18 protein-coding genes and 1 pseudogene are annotated in these 20,728 nt (G+C 66.0%); 5 read left to right on the forward strand and 14 right to left on the reverse strand.

What is annotated here, in order from left to right; translation table 11 throughout:
• The 8 genes and pseudogenes from G481_RS26485 to G481_RS0113130 form a co-directional block, all read right to left on the reverse strand.
• Nucleotides 1-261: pseudogene (locus G481_RS26485) on the reverse strand (IS110 family transposase); the annotation flags it as partial.
• 529 nt (nt 262-790) lie between these two features.
• Nucleotides 791-1,465 (reverse strand): DUF1523 family protein, encoded by a 675-nt coding sequence (locus tag G481_RS0113095; protein WP_028030440.1) that lies wholly within the window; start codon nt 1,463-1,465, stop codon nt 791-793.
• Nucleotides 1,466-1,585: 120 nt separating this feature from the next.
• Entirely contained in the window at nt 1,586-1,852 is a 267-nt protein-coding gene (locus tag G481_RS0113100; protein WP_028030441.1) for a hypothetical protein, read from the reverse strand.
• Nucleotides 1,849-3,222: a DUF6638 family protein gene (locus G481_RS0113105; RefSeq protein WP_028030442.1), complete on the reverse strand. Its 1,374-nt coding sequence runs from the start codon at nt 3,220-3,222 to the stop codon at nt 1,849-1,851. Before G481_RS0113105 ends, G481_RS0113100 begins: the two co-directional genes overlap by 4 nt.
• Nucleotides 3,219-3,551, reverse strand: a complete 333-nt coding sequence (locus tag G481_RS0113110) for a hypothetical protein (protein ID WP_028030443.1) — start codon at nt 3,549-3,551, stop codon at nt 3,219-3,221. Before G481_RS0113110 ends, G481_RS0113105 begins: the two co-directional genes overlap by 4 nt.
• 310 nt (nt 3,552-3,861) lie before the next feature.
• On the reverse strand, nt 3,862-5,793 hold the full coding sequence (locus tag G481_RS0113120; RefSeq protein ID WP_028030445.1) for an AAA family ATPase: 1,932 nt from the start codon (nt 5,791-5,793) through the stop codon (nt 3,862-3,864).
• Nucleotides 5,794-5,967: 174 nt separating this feature from the next.
• Nucleotides 5,968-7,095 (reverse strand): hypothetical protein, encoded by a 1,128-nt coding sequence (locus tag G481_RS0113125; RefSeq protein ID WP_028030446.1) that lies wholly within the window; start codon nt 7,093-7,095, stop codon nt 5,968-5,970.
• 9 nt (nt 7,096-7,104) lie between these two features.
• The gene (locus G481_RS0113130; RefSeq protein ID WP_028030447.1) at nt 7,105-8,181 is read right to left on the reverse strand and encodes a hypothetical protein; all 1,077 of its coding nucleotides are present in this window, start codon (nt 8,179-8,181) and stop codon (nt 7,105-7,107) included.
• Nucleotides 8,182-8,303: 122 nt separating this feature from the next.
• Between G481_RS0113130 and G481_RS0113135 the strand changes: the two genes are divergently transcribed.
• Both G481_RS0113135 and G481_RS0113140 read left to right on the forward strand, forming a co-directional pair.
• Nucleotides 8,304-9,578, forward strand: coding sequence for an acetylornithine deacetylase/succinyl-diaminopimelate desuccinylase family protein (locus G481_RS0113135; RefSeq protein ID WP_028030448.1), 1,275 nt, complete (start codon nt 8,304-8,306; stop codon nt 9,576-9,578).
• A gap of 68 nt (nt 9,579-9,646) precedes the next feature.
• Nucleotides 9,647-11,116: an ABC transporter substrate-binding protein gene (locus tag G481_RS0113140; protein WP_028030449.1), complete on the forward strand. Its 1,470-nt coding sequence runs from the start codon at nt 9,647-9,649 to the stop codon at nt 11,114-11,116.
• A gap of 517 nt (nt 11,117-11,633) precedes the next feature.
• Here G481_RS0113140 and G481_RS0113145 read toward each other — a convergent pair.
• The 6 genes from G481_RS0113145 to edd form a co-directional block, all read right to left on the reverse strand.
• Nucleotides 11,634-12,842 (reverse strand): beta-ketoacyl-[acyl-carrier-protein] synthase family protein, encoded by a 1,209-nt coding sequence (locus tag G481_RS0113145; protein WP_028030450.1) that lies wholly within the window; start codon nt 12,840-12,842, stop codon nt 11,634-11,636.
• The gene (locus G481_RS0113150; protein ID WP_028030451.1) at nt 12,839-13,099 is read right to left on the reverse strand and encodes an acyl carrier protein; all 261 of its coding nucleotides are present in this window, start codon (nt 13,097-13,099) and stop codon (nt 12,839-12,841) included. The genes G481_RS0113145 and G481_RS0113150 overlap by 4 nt, the downstream gene beginning before the upstream one ends.
• Nucleotides 13,096-14,208, reverse strand: coding sequence for a UDP-3-O-(3-hydroxymyristoyl)glucosamine N-acyltransferase (locus G481_RS0113155; RefSeq protein ID WP_028030452.1), 1,113 nt, complete (start codon nt 14,206-14,208; stop codon nt 13,096-13,098). Before G481_RS0113155 ends, G481_RS0113150 begins: the two co-directional genes overlap by 4 nt.
• 78 nt (nt 14,209-14,286) lie before the next feature.
• Nucleotides 14,287-15,453, reverse strand: coding sequence for a M20 aminoacylase family protein (locus G481_RS0113160; protein WP_028030453.1), 1,167 nt, complete (start codon nt 15,451-15,453; stop codon nt 14,287-14,289).
• Nucleotides 15,454-15,463: 10 nt separating this feature from the next.
• On the reverse strand, nt 15,464-16,633 hold the full coding sequence (locus tag G481_RS0113165; protein ID WP_028030454.1) for a M20 aminoacylase family protein: 1,170 nt from the start codon (nt 16,631-16,633) through the stop codon (nt 15,464-15,466).
• 253 nt (nt 16,634-16,886) lie between these two features.
• Nucleotides 16,887-18,692: a phosphogluconate dehydratase gene (gene edd, locus G481_RS0113170; RefSeq protein ID WP_028030455.1), complete on the reverse strand. Its 1,806-nt coding sequence runs from the start codon at nt 18,690-18,692 to the stop codon at nt 16,887-16,889.
• Between the two features lie 209 nt (nt 18,693-18,901).
• Between edd and G481_RS25915 the strand changes: the two genes are divergently transcribed.
• From G481_RS25915 to G481_RS0113190, 3 genes are all read left to right on the forward strand, one after another.
• Nucleotides 18,902-19,048 carry an RSP_7527 family protein gene (locus G481_RS25915; RefSeq protein WP_154664605.1) on the forward strand — a complete coding sequence of 49 codons (147 nt, stop codon included), beginning with the start codon at nt 18,902-18,904 and terminating at the stop codon, nt 19,046-19,048.
• A gap of 186 nt (nt 19,049-19,234) precedes the next feature.
• Nucleotides 19,235-19,489, forward strand: a complete 255-nt coding sequence (locus G481_RS0113185; RefSeq protein ID WP_154664606.1) for a hypothetical protein — start codon at nt 19,235-19,237, stop codon at nt 19,487-19,489.
• 38 nt (nt 19,490-19,527) lie between these two features.
• Entirely contained in the window at nt 19,528-20,727 is a 1,200-nt protein-coding gene (locus G481_RS0113190; RefSeq protein WP_028030457.1) for an RSP_2647 family RNA methyltransferase, read from the forward strand.
• Nucleotide 20,728: the final 1 nt, after the last annotated feature.

Genomic DNA, 20,728 nt, shown 5'->3' on the forward strand with positions numbered 1-20,728 from the left:
CTTCTGGCGCTTGACGTAGGGCTTCACGTAGGACGCGACCATCAATCGGACTTCGTGGCCTAGGGCAGAAAGTTCCCGCGCCCAATGGTGCGCGGAGGGGCACGCCTCCATGCCAACCAAGCACGGATCCAACCTCCCAAAGAACTCGAGCATCTGAGAGCGCCGCACCTTTCTGGTGATGACAACTTTTCCGTCAGCATCGACAGCGTGGACCTGGAAAACGCTCTTCGCGAGATCGAGGCCAATGATCATTCCGGACATATCCAACCACTCCTTCTTCTCGGGGAACCGTTGAAACCAGATTCGACGGTTGGGGTCGGGGTGTCCACATCATCAAATCAGGTAACCCTCGGCGATCAGCCGGCGAAGGTCTGCTAGCCAGGGACGACAACGCCTTCCTTGAAAGCAAGGAAGCACCTCGGTTCTGCGCCGCTTGCCTGCCCGCGCATTCCAAACAGGGGGCGTTCCCCGAAGCAGACGCTGATGGTCATGGACCGGGCACCATGGATCGCACATGCACACGCAGCCGCCACAGGCACCCTGGCATCATCTTGCCCCAAATACCCAAGCCCGGCCCCAAACCCCACGCGCCGGCAAGGGTGAAGCGAGGCTTGCCCCCGCTTTGCCTGACGCTTGACGCCAAAGCGCGCCCCCCGCGAGATCTCCGATGACTGCGCAAGGCCAACTGCTTCTCCCGCCATCCCCTACCACCAGCGGCCGGGGCATGGCGCAGGCGGCGCAGGCCGCGCCGCCGAGCGGGGGCTCGATGCCCCCCGAGGCGGCCCACCCGTCAGCGGCGCGGCTTGCCGCCCCAGGTGCCAAGCCAGGCGGTAAACCGCCCCCAGACACCGCGGGCACGGTCGCGGGCCTGATCGGCGCGGGCGTCGATCTCGTCGATCGTATCGCCCACCTCATCGACCAGCGGGTCGATCATGCGTTCGCGAAACTGCGCCAGCATCCGCCAGATCAGCACCACAAGCGCGGCCAGCAAGGACAGGATGATGATGCTCATCCAGGGGATGATCGTTGCATCCGGCCCCGAGACCTCACGCAGGCTGATCGCATTGGGGAAGATCGTGAAGAACTCGTTCCGCCAGCCGTAATGGGTGACCGCCACCCATTTCGGCGCCTCCTTGGTGGACACAAGTTCCGTCGCCGTGGTCTGCAGGTTGTAGCTGTTCAGCTTGAAATAGGGCGGCCAGCCCCAGCCGGTATCCTCGTTGCGATAGACCATCGGCTTGCCGTTCGGCTGCACGGTCTGGATGAAGAACACATCGCGCGTCAGCCCGTCGGTGCCGGCGCCCACATCGGGGCCCGCCCAGAAGAACGAATTCTCGCCAAAGTCCATGCGCTTGCTGTCGGTGCCGACAATGCGCACGATGTCATGTTGCGGCAGGTTATAGTGCAGCACGCTGCCAATCAGCAGCGCCACCATCGCCAGCACCCCCCACTTGACGAACCGCAGCTTGCCTTCGCGCTGCATCATCAGCCAGCCGAACAGCCCGACGACAGCAACCGCGACGACCAACCAGACCAACCACTGCATCCCACTCTCCGCTTTGCTGTCTGCGCCCGGCGCGCAGGCTCACCCGAAGTTCAGCACATAGACCAGAACTGAAATCACCACCACCGGCACGATATAGACGCCCCACAGCAGCCGACGGCGCAAGGATTTCTGGTATCGTGCCATCCCCTCCTCGATATAGGCATCGCGCTCGCCAGTCCCATGGCCGCTGTCCCAGCGTTTTTCCAGCCGCTCGCGTTCCAGCGAGCGGGCATAGACCGAGATCAGCACATACAGCACCGACAGAACGATCAGCAGAAAGAACCCCAGCCGGATGAAGCCGATCATGTCCGCCCTTTCCTCAAGGCGCCCCAGGGGCCGACCGCCTGGATCGGCGTGCCGGTCCAGGGCCCGGCGGGCCGCGGTGCGGGGCGCGGGGTTTCGTCCATCGCAGGTTCGGGGCCGAACAGCGCGGCCCGCGCCCCGGCCTTGTCGATCTTGTATTCCCGTTCCAGAAACTCGGCCACCCAGCCGCGCTTGGCATCGGACCACTGGGCATAGCTGTGATAGAACAGCTCCTTGTGGCAGATATACAGCTGGCGCACATCCAGCGGCGACAGCTCCGACAGCAGCATGTTGACCAGCCCCTTGTCTGGCCCCTGAGCGGCGCGCAGCAGGTAGAAATAGGCAGGGTGGTCCGATCGGATCTCGGGCCAGTCGCCCCCGGTCTCGGCCCAGCGCAGCACGGCGGCCAGGCCCTTGAACTCTTCGGGCAGCGCGGGGCCCAGCTTGCGGGCGATCTGGCGCAGATCGCCGCGGCTGGCCCCCGCCAGATCCAACCCCAGCTTGTCCGCCGCCGCGACCAGCACGAAATCCATCTTCTGGCGCAGCAGCGCGGCCGTATCGACGCCGCGCGCGGTGACGATGCTTTCGACAAGGCCGTTCTTGCCCAGCCAGTCGGCCAGCATGTTCCGTTGCCGCAGCCAGATCACTTGCCCGATCGGCAGCGGGCCAAGGCTTTCAGGCGGCGCCACGGTGATCGCCGCAGGCGCTGCGACCTTGCGGAAGATGTAGAGCCCGCCGAAATGGCTGGTCCAGTAATTCGGCTGCTCAAAGCTCATGGCCGGCAGCGCGATGGGCACCCGCGTCACATCGCCGGTCTTTTTCGCCAGCCCGATCATGTCGGCGATCAGCACATCGTCGCGCCAGCCATCGGGTTCGGTGCGGAACCGCTCGATCAATTTCGTCAGCTTGCCGGCATCCGCGACATGATGGCCAATGGTATCGGCCTCGACCGTGATACGGCGGATGTCGAACAGTTTCGCGGGGTTCGACAGCTCGTAGACCGAGTTTTGCAGCTCGCCCGCCACCGCATCCCGGGCGGTCAGGGCAAAGAGCTGCGATTCATTGGCATCGATGAACTGGCGCAGGATGCCGCGCGCGGTCGAGAACTTGGCATTCAGCAGCGGCGCATGTTTTTGCGCGGTGGTCAGCAAGATGAACTGCCGGTTGGCACCATCGGGGTTGAGATACAGATCATCGCCCAGCTCGTCCCCGACCTCGGGCGAATAGCCGGAAATGTCGATGTGGAAGTCCTGAAGCTGCGTCTCGCGCCCGGTCAGTGCCTTGAGCGCGCGGTTGTAGCGCGCGACGAGGGCGGGGCTGGCGATTTCCACCAGATTGCCGAACATCAGGCCTTTTTCGATGAGGCGTTTCATGGGCGGGCTCCGAAGCGGCGCGCAAGCCGGATTGTCATCAGGGCGGCCAAGGTCCAGACCATTGCCAGAATCGCGAGGTCGCCCAGCAGAAAGGGTAGCAGGTCGCCCCGCCACAACGCGCCAGCGGGCAGCGTCAGCACGACATCCTCGGACCAGAGCGCAAGGGCGCTGACCAGCGTGGCCAGCACCACGGCGACCGCTCCCATCTGGCGCACCCGTTTGCCATCGGGCCGCCGGGCGGCGCCGATCAGGGCGCGAAAGGCGGTCAGCACGATCAGGACCGGCGCCGCTATGGCCAGAAGGCCGGGGGTGGCGGCGGGATAGGCCATCAGGCGTTCCTTCCGTGTGGCCGTTGTGCTTTGGTCTCGGCCCGCCGTTCTCGGGCTGCGAGCACCAACACGAGGACTGTCACCGCTGCGAGGGGGAAGCCTATCACGGCGATGGCAGAGGCGCCCTCGAGCTCGGAGAGCATCACAATCGTTATCACGCTGGGAAAAAACGTGACGGCGCCACCTGCCTGCGTTGCCCAATGCCAGCGCAGCCATGTGCCGGAGGGCAGCCGCGTCCAGACGCGGCGCGCCGTCCACAGGGCCAGGGGCAACCCCGCCAGATTGACCGCGCAAAGCAATATCATGCCATTCACCCCCGCCCCTCCAGATACCGCCGTTTCGCTTCCTCGGCCCGCCCCATATCCCGCACCATATTGCTGATCGCCACCTCGTCCGACTTGTCGGCATAGCGGAATTCGCTGTCGGCGTAGCGGTTGATTTCCTGCACCACCATCTCGACGGTGATGGGCCGGATCATCTCGCGCAGCATCTGGACCTTGCGGTCATAGGGCTGGAACAGGAACAGGTCGGGCTTTTCCATCCACTCGTCCGGCAGGTCCACATCCATCGCCCGCACCTTGATGGCATCGGTGATGTTCTTGATCGCGCGGCCGGTAAAGCGGGGGTCGGCGGTCTGGATCGCCTTGAGGTAGCTGCCCAGCTTGGCCAGCGTGTCGAGCGGGCCATCGGCCGTCACACGATCCCAGACCTTGCGCAGCCCGTCCTCGTGCGGGCGGTTGTGCGAGGCAAAGCTGTCGGCCACTGCGCGCTGGATCGCCTGGGCGGCGTAAAGCTGATGCTCGCCCAAGGGGATCGCATGGTTCTTGCCCAGAAGCAGGGTCAGGATGTCGATGTAATCCGCGCGCGATTGCGGGCCATCGACCAGGAACCGGGCGCCGGCGCGCTGGCGCAGGGCATCGTCGACATTTTCCGGGAAATTCGAGAACATGCCAAAGGTGCAATTGCCGCGCACCACGGTATTGGCGCCGGCAAAGGCCTCCATGAACACCGCCGTGACCTCTTGTTGGCCGGCGGATGACTGGCGATCGCCGCGCTTGCCGGCGATCTGGTCGATATCGTCGATGGTGCCAAAGCCGATCACCGCAGGGTCAAGGATATTGGCGATGAAGGATTTCGCATTCTGGGCGGATTTGCCCTGATAGCTGTCGATCTGGTCGATGCTGAAATTCTGATAGCGGAACGGATAGCCCGCCGCCTTGCAATAATCGTTCAGCAGCCCCGCCATCATCTGGATCAGCGTCGTCTTGCCGGTGCCCGGCGCGCCATCGCCCATGAAGGTGAAGATGAAACCGCCCAGTTCCGCAAAGGGGTTGAGCTTGCGGTCGAAATCATAGGCCATCAGCATCTTGGCCAGTTTCATCGCCTGATATTTGGCGATGTGATTGCCGATCACCTCGGAGGGCTTTTTGAAAGCCATGGTCAGCACGGTGCCGCGCGTCTTGGCCGAAGGGGCGAATCCGGCGATGCTGAGCCCATCCGCCTCGATGTGCCAGCTGGCCCCGGTGAAGGCGCCAAGGCGGGGGGCGGTTTCGGCGCGGGCCTGGACCTTGGCCATCAGACCTTCGGCATAGGCGGCAAGCATGGCCAGAAGGCGCGCATCGTCGCTGGCAAAGGCTGCGATGTCCTGATCGAGCTCCCACAGGGCGCCATGGAGCGCAAGCACGGGATTGTCGGTCAGAACCTCGTCGACCCCGCCGATCTCGACGGTGGTTTCGCCCAGCTGCGGGGCGATCAGGAAGGCGAGGCTATTGGCAAAGGTCTGCAGCACGACGAGCGCCTCGGCCGCCAGCAGTTCGGTGAACTCGGCGCGGCGCGCATCGGGCAGCGGGCTGGCAAGGTTGGCCTTTTTCAGCTCGGTCAGCCCGGTGCGTTCGGCAAAGGTCTGGCCCATGGCAAGCGCGATGGCCAGCGCCCGGCGCAGCGACTGGGCGGCGGTGGCGATGGCGGGGGTGGGAAGGCCATCCTCGGCGGCAGCCTCGATCCGGTCGAGCAGGTGGACGCTGCCCGGCCGGGCCGTCGGGCGCGTCACAAGGCCCGGGGTGGTCGAGCGGAACCGCGCGCGCGCGGGAGTGCCGGGCGAGCGTTCGGGGGCGGTCTCAGGGCTGCGCGGCTGGGTCAAGCGCGGCGCGTGGTCGAACCCCTGAAGCAGCGCGAGCGCGGGGGCGTAATGGGCGCGGATCGCATCTTCGCGCAGTTCCATCGTGTCGCGGGGGCTGGACATGGCAAGCTCCGGTCTGGGGCGGAGAGGCCGGGGGTTTCACCCCCGGACCCCCAGGGTATTTGGAAAAAGGCAAAGCAGCCGGTCGGGGCATGGGGCGGCGGGCGGCGGCGCGACGGACGCGCGGGCGGGTGCCGTGGTTCGCGAGGCAGGGCAAGACTGCGGGGTGGCGGCCATCTAGCGCACCTTCATCACATGGCCGCTGGGAGAGACGACAAAGCGGGTGACATCGTGAAAGCCGGGCGGGTTGCGTTCGGCCAGCACCTGATAGGGAGTTTCGGGCAGGATGACGAAGCGGTCGGTCGCGCTGGCGCCGGTTTCCGCGCCGCGCCCCATGAAGGGGTCGAGCGCGAAGGTCTGGCGTTCGGCGGTGGAGAACCAGCCGGTCTTTTCCATCTGGCTGCCCGAGGAGACCAGCCGTTCCAGTGTCCAGACCAGGGCCCAGTCCTGGCCTGTGGGGGCCCTGGCCTCGGCCAGCACCTCGCCGATGGGGCCCGATTGCAAGGTGAAGACCGAGGAATACATCGGGCCAAGATGCAGCCGTTTCAGCACCTTGGGGTGCAGGTCGTCGAAATCGGTATCAAGACCCTGGGCGATGGTCAGCAGTTTCAGCCCGTTAAGCGATTGCGCCATCAGATGCGATTGCACCGCAGGCCAGCGGCGGTCATCGCGCGGCAAGGCGGTGCGGCCCGAATCCTCGATCTCCATCAGGTAGATCACCGGCAGGTTGACCAGCGTGTCATAGACCGCCCAGGACAAGAGCCAGGTGCGCCGGTGGCCATCGACGCCCGAAAGCCACTGGGCCTGGACATCGTTGCGGGCAAGGAACAGCCCGCCCTGCACCAGCATCTGATAATAGAGCCGCTGGGCCAGCGCATATTGCAACCCGGTCGGGATGGTCTGGTCCCCGACGATCTGGCGGACCATGCGGTCCTTCAATTCGTCCTCGGAGGGCATGTCGTTCAGATGGCCCATGGCCTGGGCGGCATCATTGGCCATGAACAGAAGTTCCGAGGCCACCGGAAAGCCGCTTTCATGGCGATCAAAGGCCAGGCGCTGGCGCAGGCCCGGCCCTTCGGCGCGGCCCGTCATCAGGTATTTCAGCGACAGCGCCTGAAAGCTGCGCTGAAGCGCCTCCATATAGGTCGCGATCTGGCGCAGCTCGGGCCGCGTCAGGTGGCCGTCGCGTTCAAGCTCGGCCGCGACCCGCGGCATATGGCCGGTGATGCGGTCGAACTTGGCGAAATAGCGCCGGGCGGTCAGATCGTCATAAAGCTCGGTATGGTCGGGGGCGGGCTCGGGCATCGCCGCGGATCACTCTTGCCCGTAGAGATTCTTGTCGTGCTTCTCGACGATCTTCGCAAAGCGGCGGGCAAAGCGTTCGTCGGCCTTGGCCTTCTGTTCCAGCACCTTGCGGGCAAAGACCATGTGATCCTCGTGCGCTTCCAGCATGTCGGCCATGCGCTGGTTGGTGGCGGTGCCGATGGCGGCCATGGCGGCCTGCGCCTCCTTGTCGGTCTGCACACCGATTTCGTTGATGCGGTGGGCGACGTCCTGCTGCTGCGCGGTCTTGAGCGACTTGACCAGCGCGTCATAGAGCACCACGCGCTGCTTGGTGTCGGTTTGCAGCTTGTTGATCAGCACCAGCTGGGTCGCCGCCTGGTTGGTCAGGCTGTCGACCCAGGTCTTGCCCTTTTCGATATAGCGCTCGAGCGTCTGGGACTTGGCCAGCATGACCTGTTCGTCCTGCACCAAGGCGTTGTGGCGCGCGTTCAGCGCCGCCAGATCGGTTTCCAGCTTGGTGCGGGCGGCCGCGTCCTGTTCCATCGAGATGCGATTTTCCAGCTCGATCAGCCGGGGGTCCATGGCCGCGATCTCCGCCCGCACGGCTTCCAGCTGGCCAACCACGGCCTCGCGCTCGGCCAGGGTTTCGCCCAGATTGCCCTCGACCTTGACCTTCTGGGTGTTCAGCAGGTCGAGCTGCGATTGCAAGAGGCGCACGATCACATCGGATTTTGCGATCAGATCCTGCAATTTCGTGTCGATCGAGGCCGAGCGCAGGCGTTCTTGCCGCATCGATTCGGATTTGCCGCTGGAAAAGACGCCGACAAAGCTTTCCCAGCCGGTCTTGCTGCGCATCTCGTCGAAATCCTTCGAGAAGGCGGCGGTCACATCGTCCAGCCCCATGATCAGCTCGGCGATGTTCGCGTTCATCAATTCGGTGTGCTGGTGGACATCTTGCAAGGTCGCCGTCTCGATGTCGATCTCGGGGCCGCCTTCGGCAATCTTGGCGCGCGCGGCCTCGACCTGAGCGGTGATGGCGGAAATGCGCGATTGAGCCTTGGCGATCTCCTGCTCGCTCTGGCGGATCGCTGCGTCGAAATCGGCCATGAGGCCCCCCTGTAAAAATATGTCAAACTGATCTGGGAACGGTTATGGCAAATTGCATCCCGACCGTCATCCGCTTTCGCACTCTTGCAGATGGCACCGCGCTGTCGCATCGTGCGAGCATCATGACCGAAGAACGCATCCTTGCCGAAATCACCGCGCGCCGCGACGATCTGATCGCGCTGACGCAAGACCTGATCCGCATCCCGACGCTGAACCCGCCGGGGCGCAACTACCGGGAAATCTGCGACTATCTGGCCGCAAGGCTGGAGCCGCAGGGGTTCACGGTGGAATTCATCCGCGCCCATGGCGCCCCTGGCGACAGCGAGACCTATCCGCGCTGGAACCTGCTCGCGCGGCGCGAGGGCGGGCTGGCCGGGGAATGCGTGCATTTCAACAGCCACCATGACGTGGTCGAGGTCGGCCACGGCTGGACCAAGGATCCCTTTGGGGGCGAGTTGGAAGATGGCAAGGTCTATGGCCGCGGCGCCTGCGACATGAAGGGCGGGCTGGCCGCCAGCATCATCGCCGCCGAAGCCTTCATCGCCGCCTGCCCCGAATTCAAGGGCGCCATCGAGATTTCCGCCACCGCCGACGAGGAATCGGGCGGTTATGGCGGCGTGGCCTACATGGCGCAAAAGGGCTATTTCAGCCCCGAGCGCGTCCAGCACGTCATCATCCCCGAGCCTCTGCACAAGGACCGCATCTGCCTGGGCCATCGCGGCGTGTGGTGGGCGGAAATCGAGACCAAGGGGCGAATTGCCCATGGGTCCATGCCGTTCCTGGGCGACAGCGCCATCCGCCACATGGGCGCGGTGCTCGAACAGATGGAACATCAGCTTTACCCGCTGCTGACCACCAAGCACACCGCCATGCCGGTGATCCCAGCCGGGGCGCGGCAATCGACGATGAACATCAACTCGATCCACGGCGGCGAGCCCGAACCCGAAGCGGGGTTCACCGGCCTGCCCGCGCCGTGCGTCGCCGACCGCTGCCGCATCATCATCGACCGCCGCTTTCTGATCGAGGAAGACATCCGCGACGTGAAGGGCGAAATCTCGGCCCTGCTGGAACGGGTCAAGGCAGAACGGCCGAACTTTGAATACGAGGTGCGCGATCTGTTCGAGGTCCAGCCCAGCATGACCGACGAATCCGCCCCCGTGGTGCGGACCGTGGCCGGCGCGATTGCCAAGGTGCTGGGGAAACATGCGGAATATGTCGTCTCGCCCGGCACCTACGACCAGAAGCACATCGACCGTATCGGCAAGTTGAAGAACTGCATCGCCTATGGGCCGGGCGTTCTGGATCTGGCGCACCAGCCCGACGAATGGGTCGGGGTCGATGACATGATGGACAGCGCCCGCGTCATGGCGCTGACCCTGAAAGAGTTGCTTTTGTAAGCGCGACATGGCGTGATCGCGCCATGACAACATCGGGGCGCAGACCCCGCGACAAGGAGGCTAACCTTATGTTCAACCGCCTGAAACTCTCGGTGGCGGCGCTGGCCCTGATGGCTGGCACGGCCATGGCGCAAGACAGCGTCACCGTGGGCCTGGTGCTCGAGCCGCCAAACCTCGACCCGACCTCGGGCGCGGCGGCCGCGATCCGCGAAGTCACCCAGATCAACATCTACGAAGGCCTCACCCGCTTTGGCCCCGATGGCGCGATCCAGCCGCTGCTGGCCAAAAGCTGGGACGTGACCGAGGGCGGCAAGGTCTGGACCTTTCACCTGCATGACGGCGTGAAGTTCCACGACGGCACCACGATGGACGCCGAAGACGTCAAGTTCAGCCTGGAACGCGCCACCGCCGAAGGCAGCACCAACGCGCAGAAGCAGCTGTTCGCCAATATCGAAAGCGTCGAGGTGGTGGACCCGCTAACCGTCAAGGTCACGATGAAATCGCCGACCGGCAATTTCGATTTCAACATGGCCTGGGGCGATGCGGTGATCCTGGGCCCGGAATCGGTGGCCAGCAATGCGACCAACCCGGTCGGCACCGGCGCGTTCAAGTTCGTGAAATGGACCAAGGGCGACAGCATCGAGCTGGCGGCGAACCCCGATTACTGGGGCACCAAGCCGGCGCTGACCTCGGCGACGTTCAAGATCATCGCGGACCCGACCGCCGCCTTCAACGCGATGATGACCGGCGAGGTGGATTATTTCCCGAACTTCCCGGCCCCCGAGACGCTGGCGCAATTCGTCGGCAACCCGGAATTCCAGGTGCTGGAAGGCTCGACCGAGGGTGAAACCATCCTCGCGATGAACAACAAGCAATCGCCGCTGGACAATGTGAAGGTCCGCGAAGCGGTTGCCCATGCGATCAACCGTCAGGAAATCATCGACGGCGCCATGTTCGGCTATGGCACGCCCATCGGCACCCATTTCGCGCCGCATAACCCCGATTACGTCGATCTGACCGGCCTGTCGGCCTATGATCCGGCAAAATCCAAGGCCCTGCTGGCCGAGGCGGGGGTGTCGAACCTGAAACTGCGTCTGGCCCTGCCGCCGCCGACCTATGCCCGCCGCGGGGGCGAGATCATCGCCGCCCAGCTGCGTGCCGTCGGCATCGAGACCGAAATCTCGAACCTCGAATGGGCGCAGTGGCTGGAACAGGTGTTCAAGGGCAAGGACTTTGACCTGACCATCATCAGCCATGTCGAGCCGATGGACATCGGGATCTATGCCCGGCCGGAGTATTACTTCCAGTATGGCAAGCCCGAGTTCAAGGCGATCATGGACGAGCTGGCCGTGACGGTGGATGGCGCGAAACGCTCCGAGCTGCTGAAGGCCGCCCAGGAAATGATCGCCAAGGACTATGTCAACGGCTATCTGTTCCAGTTGGCCAAGGCCGGTGTCGCCAAGGCGGGGCTGAAAGGCCTGTGGGAAAACTGGCCGGCGCCGATCGACGATCTGACGGCGATGAGCTGGGAAAAATAAGCCGGCGGGGCGAAAGTCCCCAAGGCGATGGCGGGGGGCTTCGGCCCCCCGTATTCATTTTGGCGCTTGCCTTCGGGGGGTCTGCACCCCGTTCGCGCGGCGGCGAGGGTCATCGGCGCTTCGGCGCCCCGTTCGCAGGTCTGGCACCTCATGGCGGTGGGGCGCGAGGTCGGGAGGACCTGCGCCCTGGGTCCAGGGTCGGGCAACGGCCCATCGAGCCGCCCGGATCGCAGGCGCCGCCGGATGTGCGGCCGGGCCAGGCCATTGGAACGGGGCGCATGCGGCCCTGGCGCGGCCCCTGGGTCGGAGGGGCCAGCGCCCCTTGGCAGACCGCTGGAGGGGTTTCACACCCCTCCGCGCCGGTTGGTTCTCGAACCAATGGCGCGACCTGCCGTCGCCTCCCCGTGGGGTATTTTCGGAAAGGTGATGGGGAAGCAGTGTGGCGAACCCACGCGCGCGGCAGGTGCGCCATGGCTCGGCCCGCCGCAGACGGCCGGGCCATCGGGGGCGCCGCCTGTCAGATCCGGCGCAGCGCGATCACCGCGTTCAGCCCGCCAAAGGCGAAGGCGTTCGACAGCACCGCATCCACCCGCGCCGTGCGGGCGACATTCGGCACCACGTCCAGCGCGCATTCCGGGTCCGGCTCTTCATAGCCGATGGTGGGCGCGATCACGCCCTCGTTCAGCGCCATCAGGCAGGCCAGCAGCTCCACCGCGCCGGTGCCGCCGATGCAATGACCGTGCATCGACTTGGTGGAGGAAATCATCAGCCGGTCGGCATGGGGGCCAAAGGCATGAGCCACGGCGGCGCATTCGGTCTTGTCATTGGCGGCGGTGCCGGTGCCATGGGCGTTGATATAGCCCACATCCGACGGGTTCAGCCCCGCATCGCGCAGCGCGCCGGAAATCGCGCGTTCTGCCCCCTGGGCCGAGGGCATCACGATATCGCCTGCATCCGAAGACATGGCAAAGCCCGCCACCTCGGCCAGGATATGCGCCCCACGCGCGCGGGCGTGGTCGTAATCCTCGAACACATAAACCCCGGCGCCTTCGCCCTGCACCATGCCATCGCGGGTCATGCTGAAGGGTCGGCAGGCGGTGCGCGACATCACGCGCAGGCCTTCCCAGGCCTTGATGCCGCCAAAGCACAGCATCGCCTCGGAGCCGCCGGTCACCATGGCGGTGGCGGCGCCCGAGCGCACCATCTGGAACGCGAGCCCCATGGCATGGTTCGAACTGGCGCAGGCCGTGGCCACGGTAAAGGTCGGGCCGCGCAGGTTCCATTCCATGCTGACATGGCTGGCGGCAGCATTGTTCATCAGCTTCGGGACCACAAAGGGATGAACGCGGTTCTTCCCGTCCTCATAGACCGCGCGGTAGTTTTCATCCCAGGTGTTCACCCCGCCCCCGGCCGTGCCCAGCACGACACCCGAGGTCAGCGACAGCTGGTCGTCGAACACCAGGCCCGACTGGGTGATCGCCTCGCGCGCGGCATGCAGGGTGAACTGAGTGAACCGGTCATAGAGCGCGATCTGCTGGCGGTTGAAATGGGCCTCGACCTCCCAGCCGCGCACCTGGCCGCCGATGCTGATCGACAGCCGCTCGCGGTCGCGGATGTCCAGCGGGCCGATGCCGCAGCGCCCCTCGCGCATCGCGGCCAGGGTGCCCGGCACATCCTGCGCCAGCGCATTCACCGTGCCCGCGCCGGTGATGACCACCCGTTTCATGCGTGCTGGTCCGCCACCAGCTTTTCCACCGCCGCAACGATCGAGGCAACGGACGAGATGTCGAAGTCGCTTTGCGAAGGGTCGTTCGCGTTGAAGGGCACGGACACATCGAACGCCTCTTCGATGGCGAAGATCGACTCGACCAGCCCGAGGCTGTCGATGCCCAGGCTTTCCAGCGTGCTGTCCATCGTCACATCCGCCACATCCAGAACCGCCTGTTCCGCGATGATGGCAATAACCCTGTCCTTGACGCTCATGTCCCCTCCGTATCGGCACCGTCCTTTTGCACGGATCCTGTAACAATTTTCCGAAGCTCTGCCACCGTCTGCATCAGGCGCGGCAGGCGGCGCAGCGCCTTGTTGATCTCGACCTGGGTTTCCATCTTGACCGCAGGGCTGCCAAGGATCACCCGCCCGGCAGGCACATTGGTGAAAATCTTGCTGGCGCCGCCGGCGATCACGTCATTGCCGACAAAGATATTGTCCGACACGCCGCATTGCCCGGCCAGAACCACCCGGTCGCCAATGCGCGAGGACCCGGCAATGCCGACCTGCCCGCATAACAGGCAATCCTGCCCGACCTGCACGTTGTGGCCAATATGGACCATGTTATCCAGCTTGGTGCCCCGCCCGATCCGGGTGGCGCGGATCGTGCCACGGTCGATGGTGGCATTGGCGCCCAGTTCCACATCGTCGCCAATCTCGACCCCGCCGACCGAATGGATGCGCAGCCAGCTTTGCGCGCGGATCTCCTCACGCTCGCCAAGGGTGGACCGGATTTCCTCGACCCCCGATTTCTCGGGGGTGACAAAGGAAAACCCGTCGGATCCGACAATCGCGCCGGGCTGGGCCACCAGCCGGTCCCCGATGGTGACATGGTGGCAGATGCGCACGCCCGAATGGATCAGCGCATCGTCCCCGATCACCGCGCCCCGGGCAATGCTGGCATGGCTGGCGATCCGCGCCCGCGCCCCGATGCGCACATCGCGCCCGATGACGACAAAGGGGCCGATCGCCGCCCCCTCGCCAATCATGGCCGAGGGATCGACCACCGCCAGCGGATGGATGCCCGGCGCCAGATCGGGGCCGGGATCGAAGGCGCGGGTGATCCCCGCCATGGCCAGACGCGGACGCGGCACGAAGATCGCGGCCTTCAGCCCCAGCGCCTGCCAGTCGGCGCCCGGCCACAGAACGGCGGCCTGCGCCGCGCCTGCCGCCAGCCCGTCTGCATATTTCGCATCCATCGCCAGCGCCAGATCCTGCGCCCCCGCCTGCGCCGGTTCGGCCGCGCGGGTAACGATCAGGTCAAGATCGCCCGCAGCTTCGGCGCCCAGCGCGGCGGCAATCTGGCGGATGGTATGGCCCATGGTCTTTCCTTATGGCCCGGAAGGGGCCTGCCCTTCGATGTAGGGCAGCCCCCGTCGCAAGGAAAGCCCCGTGCCCGCTCAGGCCACCGGCATCCGCGATTCCGCCATGCCGACATACCAGGAAGACCCTGCCGGAATGATGCTGTCGTCAAAGTCATAATCCGGGTGATGCACGCTGGCCGTATCGCCATTGCCGACCAGGATATAGGCGCCGGGGCGCTCTTCCAGCATATAGGCGAAATCCTCGCCCCCCATGGTGGGCGCGACCTCCAGCACCGGCTGGCCCGAGATCTCGGCGGCGACAGCGCGGGCGTGGTCGGTCTCGTCCGGGTGGTTGGCCATGACCGGATAGCCTTCGATATAGTCGATGTCCGCCGTGGCCCCATAGGCGGCGGCGGTATTGCCGACAATCGCGCGGATCCGCTGTTCCGCCTGGGCGCGGGTCTCCTTGAGCAGCGTGCGCACCGTGCCCTTCAGCTGCACCGATTGCGGGATCACGTTGAACGCCTGCGAGCTGGTGACAAAAGAGGTCACTGACACCACGATCGAATCCAGCGGATCGGCATTGCGCGAGGCGATGGATTGCAGCGCCAGCACGATCTGCGAGGCAACGACCGTCGGGTCCACCGTATCATGCGGCTTGGCAGCATGGCCGCCCCGGCCGGTGATCGTGATGGTGAAGGTGTTGGTCGCGGCAAAGAACGGGCCGGGGCGAATGGCGAACTGGCCCGCCGGAATGCCCGGCCAGTTGTGCATCCCGTACACCTCCTGCACGCCCCAGCGATCCATCATGCCGTCCTGGCACATGGCACGCGCGCCGGCCCCGCCTTCCTCGGCGGGCTGGAACATCACGACGACCGTGCCGTCGAAATTCCGCGTCTCGGCCAGATATTGCGCGGCGCCCAGCAGCATGGCGGTATGGCCGTCATGGCCGCAGGCATGCATCACGCCCGGCGTCTTCGAGGCATGGGGCAGCCCCGTGGTCTCGGTGATCGGCAGCGCATCCATATCGGCGCGCAGACCCACCACACGGCCAGATCCGGTCTGGCGGCCGCGGATCACCCCGACCACGCCGGTTCGGCCGATGCCGGTGACCACCTCGTCACAGCCAAAGGCGCGCAAGCGGTCGGCCACGACCCCCGCCGTGCGATGCACCTCATACAGAAGTTCGGGGTTTTCGTGGAAATCCCGGCGCCAGGCGGCGATCTCGGGCTGCATTTCGGCAATACGGTTCTTGACAGGCATGATGTCCTCCTCAGGCCGACAGGGGCATACGGCGTTCGACCAGCGTGGCGAACCAGCTGCAGCCATAGGGAATGGCCTCATCGGCGAAATCATAGGCAGGGTGGTGGCAGAATGCGCTGTCACCATTGCCGATCAGCATATAGGCGCCGGGCCGCGCTTCCAGCATATAGGCGAAATCCTCGGCCGGCATCTGCGGCGTCACATCGTTGGTCGGCTTGCCCGTCACCTCTTCGGCAATGGCTGCGGCAAAGGCGGTGTTTTCCGGCGTGTTCATCGTCACCGGATAGCCGCGCTTGTAATCGACCGTCGCGCGCGCCCCGAAGGCCTCGGCGATCGAGGCGGCAATCGCCGGGATCCGTGCCTCGGCCAGATCGCGCAAGCTGGGGTCCAGCGTGCGCACCGTGCCCTTCATCACAACGGTCTGCGGGATCACGTTATGCGCCGGGCTGTCGGTCTGAAAGGTGCAGACCGAGACCACGATGGAATGCAGCGGATCGGCATTGCGCGACACCACCGACTGCAGCGCCACCACGATATGGCTGGCGACCAGCGTGGTATCCACCGCCTTGTGCGGCATGGCCGCATGGCCGCCCTTGCCCATCACGGTGATCTCGATCTCGTCGGCCGAGGCCAGCAGCGCCCCCGGCTTGATCGCGAATTCCCCGACCGGCAGGCCAGGCGAATTGTGCATCCCATAGACCTCCTGGATGCCCCAGCGATCCATCAGCCCGTCCTCGACCATCGCAAGGCCACCGGCCCCGCCCTCTTCGGCCGGCTGAAAGACCAGAACGACGGTGCCATCGAAATTGCGCGTCTCGGCCAGGTATTTCGCCGCGCCCAGCAGCATGGCGGTATGGCCGTCATGGCCGCAAGCATGCATCAGGCCAGGGGTCTTCGAGGCATATTCCGCCCCGGTGATCTCGGTGATCGGCAGCGCGTCCATATCGGCCCGCAGCCCCACCACCTTGCCCGATCCGGTCTGACGGCCCCGGATCACGCCGACAACGCCGGTCTTGCCGATGCCGGTGACCACCTCGTCACAGCCGAACTCGCGCAGCTTGTCGGCCACCACCCCGGCAGTGCGATGCACATCATACAGCAGCTCGGGGTTCTCATGGAAATCGCGGCGCCAGGCCGTGATTTCGGGCAATAGCTCGGCGAAGCGGTTCTTGATCGGCATATCCGGGTTCCCTGTCGGTGCCGGGTTCGCCCCCGGCCTCTGATTGCGGAAAGGTGGCGCAACCGCCGATGGGTTGCAACCCCGGCCCCTGCGGCACCCTGCGCGGCGGCCACGGTCCACCGCCGCCGCCGTCAGGACCGCCCCGGCTTCATCTTGCCCCAAATACCCCCGCCGGAGGCACCGCGCGGAACGCGCGGCCCGGCCCAAAGGAAGGTGCACGCGCCTGCGCGGGCAACCGCCCTGCGGGAGCACCCTAGAGGATGATCGAGGCCCCCTCGGTCGCCGCCCCTGCCTCGGCCCGCAGCCGCGCGAACAGCTCGCGCCCGGTGCCATGGGCATTGCCCGACAAATCCGCCACCACTGGCGCCCGGTCCAGAACACCGGGGGTCAGCACCTCCAGCAGCCCTGCCCCGGCATCAAGCCGAATCACATCGCCATCGCGCAGCTTTGCCAGCGCCCCGCCATCGGCCGCCTCGGGGCAGACATGGATCGCCGCCGGCACCTTGCCGCTGGCCCCCGACATCCGCCCGTCGGTCACCAGCGCCACCCGCAGCCCGCGATCCTGCAGGACCGCCAATACCGGCGTCAGCGCGTGCAGCTCCGGCATTCCGTTGGCGCGCGGCCCCTGAAAGCGCACGACCACCACCACGTCATCGGTGAACTCGCCGCGCCGGAAGGCGGCCTTGACGGCCTCCTGATCGTGGAACACCCGAACCGGGGCCTCGATCACATGGCGATCTGCCGGCACCGCCGATACCTTGATCACCCCGCGCCCCAGATTGCCAGACAGCTGCGCCAGCCCCCCCGTCGGGGCAAAGGGATCGGCCGCCGGGCGCAGGATCCGCGTGTTCAGGCTCTCGCGCGGGGCGTCCTGCCAGGCCAGCTTGCCCCCGATCAGCTTGGGATCGCGGGCATACAACTCCAGCCCGTCGCCCGCCACGGTCACCACATCGTCATGCACCAGCCCGGCTGCCAGCAATTCGCCAATCAGCCAGCCCATCCCACCCGCCGCGTGGAAATGGTTCACATCGGCCAGCCCGTTCGGATAGACCCGCGCCAGCAACGGCACGGCAGCGGAAATATCCGCGAAATCCTGCACATCCAGCACGATGCCTGCCGCCCGCGCCATGGCCGGCAGATGCAGCACCAGATTGGTGGACCCGCCCGTCGCCATCAGCCCGACGATCCCGTTGACAAAGGCCCGCTCGTCCAGAATCCGTCCTGCGGGGCGGAAATCGTTCCCCAGCGCGGTGATCGCCGCCGCCCGCGCCACCGCCGCATCGGTCAGCGCCTCGCGCAGCGCCGTGCCCGGATTGACAAAGGCCGCCCCCGGCAGGTGCAGGCCCATGATCTCCATCAGCATCTGGTTGGAATTTGCCGTGCCATAGAACGTGCAGGTGCCCGGCCCGTGGTAGCTGGCCATCTCGGCCGCCAGCAATTCCTCACGCGTCGCATCCCCGGTGGCAAAGCGCTGGCGCACCTTGGCCTTTTCGTAGTTCGGCAGGCCCGATGGCATCGGCCCCGAGGGCACGAAGATCGCCGGCACATGGCCAAAGCTCGCCGCCGCCATCACCAGCCCCGGCACGATCTTGTCACAGATCCCCAGCCACAGCGCGGCGTCATAGCAATCGTGGCTCATTGCAACGCCGCCCGCCAGCGCGATCACATCGCGCGAGAACAGCGACAGCTCCATCCCCGGGCGGCTTTGGGTGACCCCGTCGCACATGGCCGGAACGCCCCCCGCCACCTGCGCCGTCGCGCCGGCCGCGCGGGCCGCCGCGCGAATCCGCTCGGGGTAATGCTCATAGGGCTGATGGGCCGACAGCATGTCGTTATAGGCGGTGACGATCCCGATATTCGGCGCCCGCCCGCCCGCCAGCGTCGCCTTGTCCGCCCCGCTGGCCGCAAAGGCATGGGCCGCGTTGGAACAGGCCAGATGCGCGCGCGCCGGACCCGCCTCGACCGCCTGCGCCAGCCGCTCCAGATAGGCCGCGCGCAGGGCTTCCGACCGTTTGCGGATACGGTCGGTCACGGCACGAATGCGAGGGTCGAGCGGCATGGCGCCTCCTGGCCGGACTGGATCGTCGGGGGTCCATGACACATACGCCGCTAGCGCTAACCTTTCAAGAACGCCCCTTGGCCCGGCACATCCGCGCCTGCGCCATGCACAGACAGCATGGCGGTTCTGCGGCGCAGCATATTGTGCAGCCGCAGCAATTCGCCCATCTTGGCACCAGCAAAATAGACATGAAACCCGGAGTTCACGCCATGAACGATCTGTCCCCCGAACGCCTGCAAGCCATCGAAGCCCAGGCCCGCGAAATGCGCGCCCGTGAAGTGCGCCGCCTTGCCGTCGCCTTTGTGGCGCTGGTGCGCCGCGCCTTTGGCCGCGACACGCAGACCCGCACCGCCTGAGACTGCCCCGGCCGTCTTGAGGAACGAAAGCCCCCGGCCAGCGCCGGGGGTTTTCGTTTTCGGGCCGCCAGTCATGTTTCCGCCGCGATCATGTTTTCGCCGCAAGGGCTTCTCAATCCTGACACTTTCTGCTAGGCTCGACCCTATCGAGCAGAATGGGGCGTCAGACCCCGGAAAGACATGATTATGAAAGCCATTCCGGTGACCGTGGCCGTCATGGGCCTCGTTTGCGTTGGTGCCTGCAAGGCACCGGAAACGACCAACCGCTTTGACAGCGGCGACCTTCTTCTTTCCACACCCTTCCAGATGTCCGCCACCCGCGAAGACCGGGAATTGACCCAGTCGCTTGGCGCCGTCTCGATGAAGGACCAGCTGCGACCCGGCCAGGAACTGCAGTTTTCCGACCACGCTCGCAGGATCATCGCGGCTTACGCCAACTGACCCCTTTTGCGGCGACGCGCGGCAAGGTAGACGGGGCCATGAGTGCCCCCAGCTACCCCCCCGTCCGCCTGCGGCCCAAGGCCGAAGCCCGTGCCATTCGTCACGGCTTCCCTTGGGTCTATTCCGATGAACTCGTGACCGACCGCCGCACCCAGGCGCTGCCCCCCGGCGCGCTCGCGGTGCTGGAAGACGCCGATCGCCGCCCGCTGGGGCTGGTCACGGTGAACGTCAAGTCCCGTATCATCGCCCGCATGCTCGACCGCGACCCCGAGGCCGTGCTGGACCAGGCCTGGTTCGCCGCCCGGCTGCGCCGCGCCCTTGCCCTGCGCGAGACATTGTATGACGCGCCGTTCTATCGACTGGTCCATGCCGAATCCGATGGGCTGCCCGGCGTGGTGATCGACCGCTTCGGCGATGCGGCGGTGATCCAGCCCAATGCTGCCTGGGCCGAGACCCATCTTGATGCGCTGCTGGCCGCGCTGGTCGAGGTGACGGGAGTGTCGACCGTCATCAAGAACGGCTCTGGCCGCGCGCGCGGCCTTGAAGGGCTGGCCGAGGAAACCGCCCTGCTGCGGGGCGCGCTGTCTGGTCCGGTGCCGGTGCCGATGAACGGGGCCATCTACATGGCCGACCTGCTGGGCGGGCAAAAGACCGGCCTGTTTTATGACCAGCGCCCGAACCATGCCTTTGCCGCCCGCCTTGCCCGCGGGCGCCGCGTGCTGGATGTCTTCAGCCATGTCGGCGGCTTCGGCCTTGCCGCTCTGGCGGCAGGGGCCGACCATGCGCTGGCGGTTGACGGATCGGCCCCCGCGCTGGACCTGGCCCGGCAAGGCGCCGAGGCGATGGGCGCCGCCGCCCGGTTCGAGACCCGTCAGGGCGATGCCTTTGACGTCCTCGAATCGCTGGGCACCGAGGGGCAGCAGTTCGGCCTTGTCGTCTGCGACCCGCCGGCCTTTGCCCCGGCGAAACCCGCCCTCGAAGCCGGCCTGCGCGCCTACGAACGCGTCGCCCGCCTTGCCGCCCCGCTGGTCGAACCGGGCGGCTATCTGGTGCTGTGTTCGTGCTCGCATGCGGCCGATCTGACCGCCTTTCGCAATGCAAGCGCCCGCGGCATCGGGCGCGGCGGTCGGCGCGGACAGATCCTGCACACCGGCTTTGCCGGGCCAGACCACCCGGTTCTGCCGCAACTGGCCGAAGGCGGCTATCTCAAGGCGCTGGCCTTCCGGCTGGACGGCTGAT

The organism is Gemmobacter nectariphilus DSM 15620 (assembly GCF_000429765.1).
GTDB lineage: Bacteria > Pseudomonadota > Alphaproteobacteria > Rhodobacterales > Rhodobacteraceae > Wagnerdoeblera > Wagnerdoeblera nectariphila.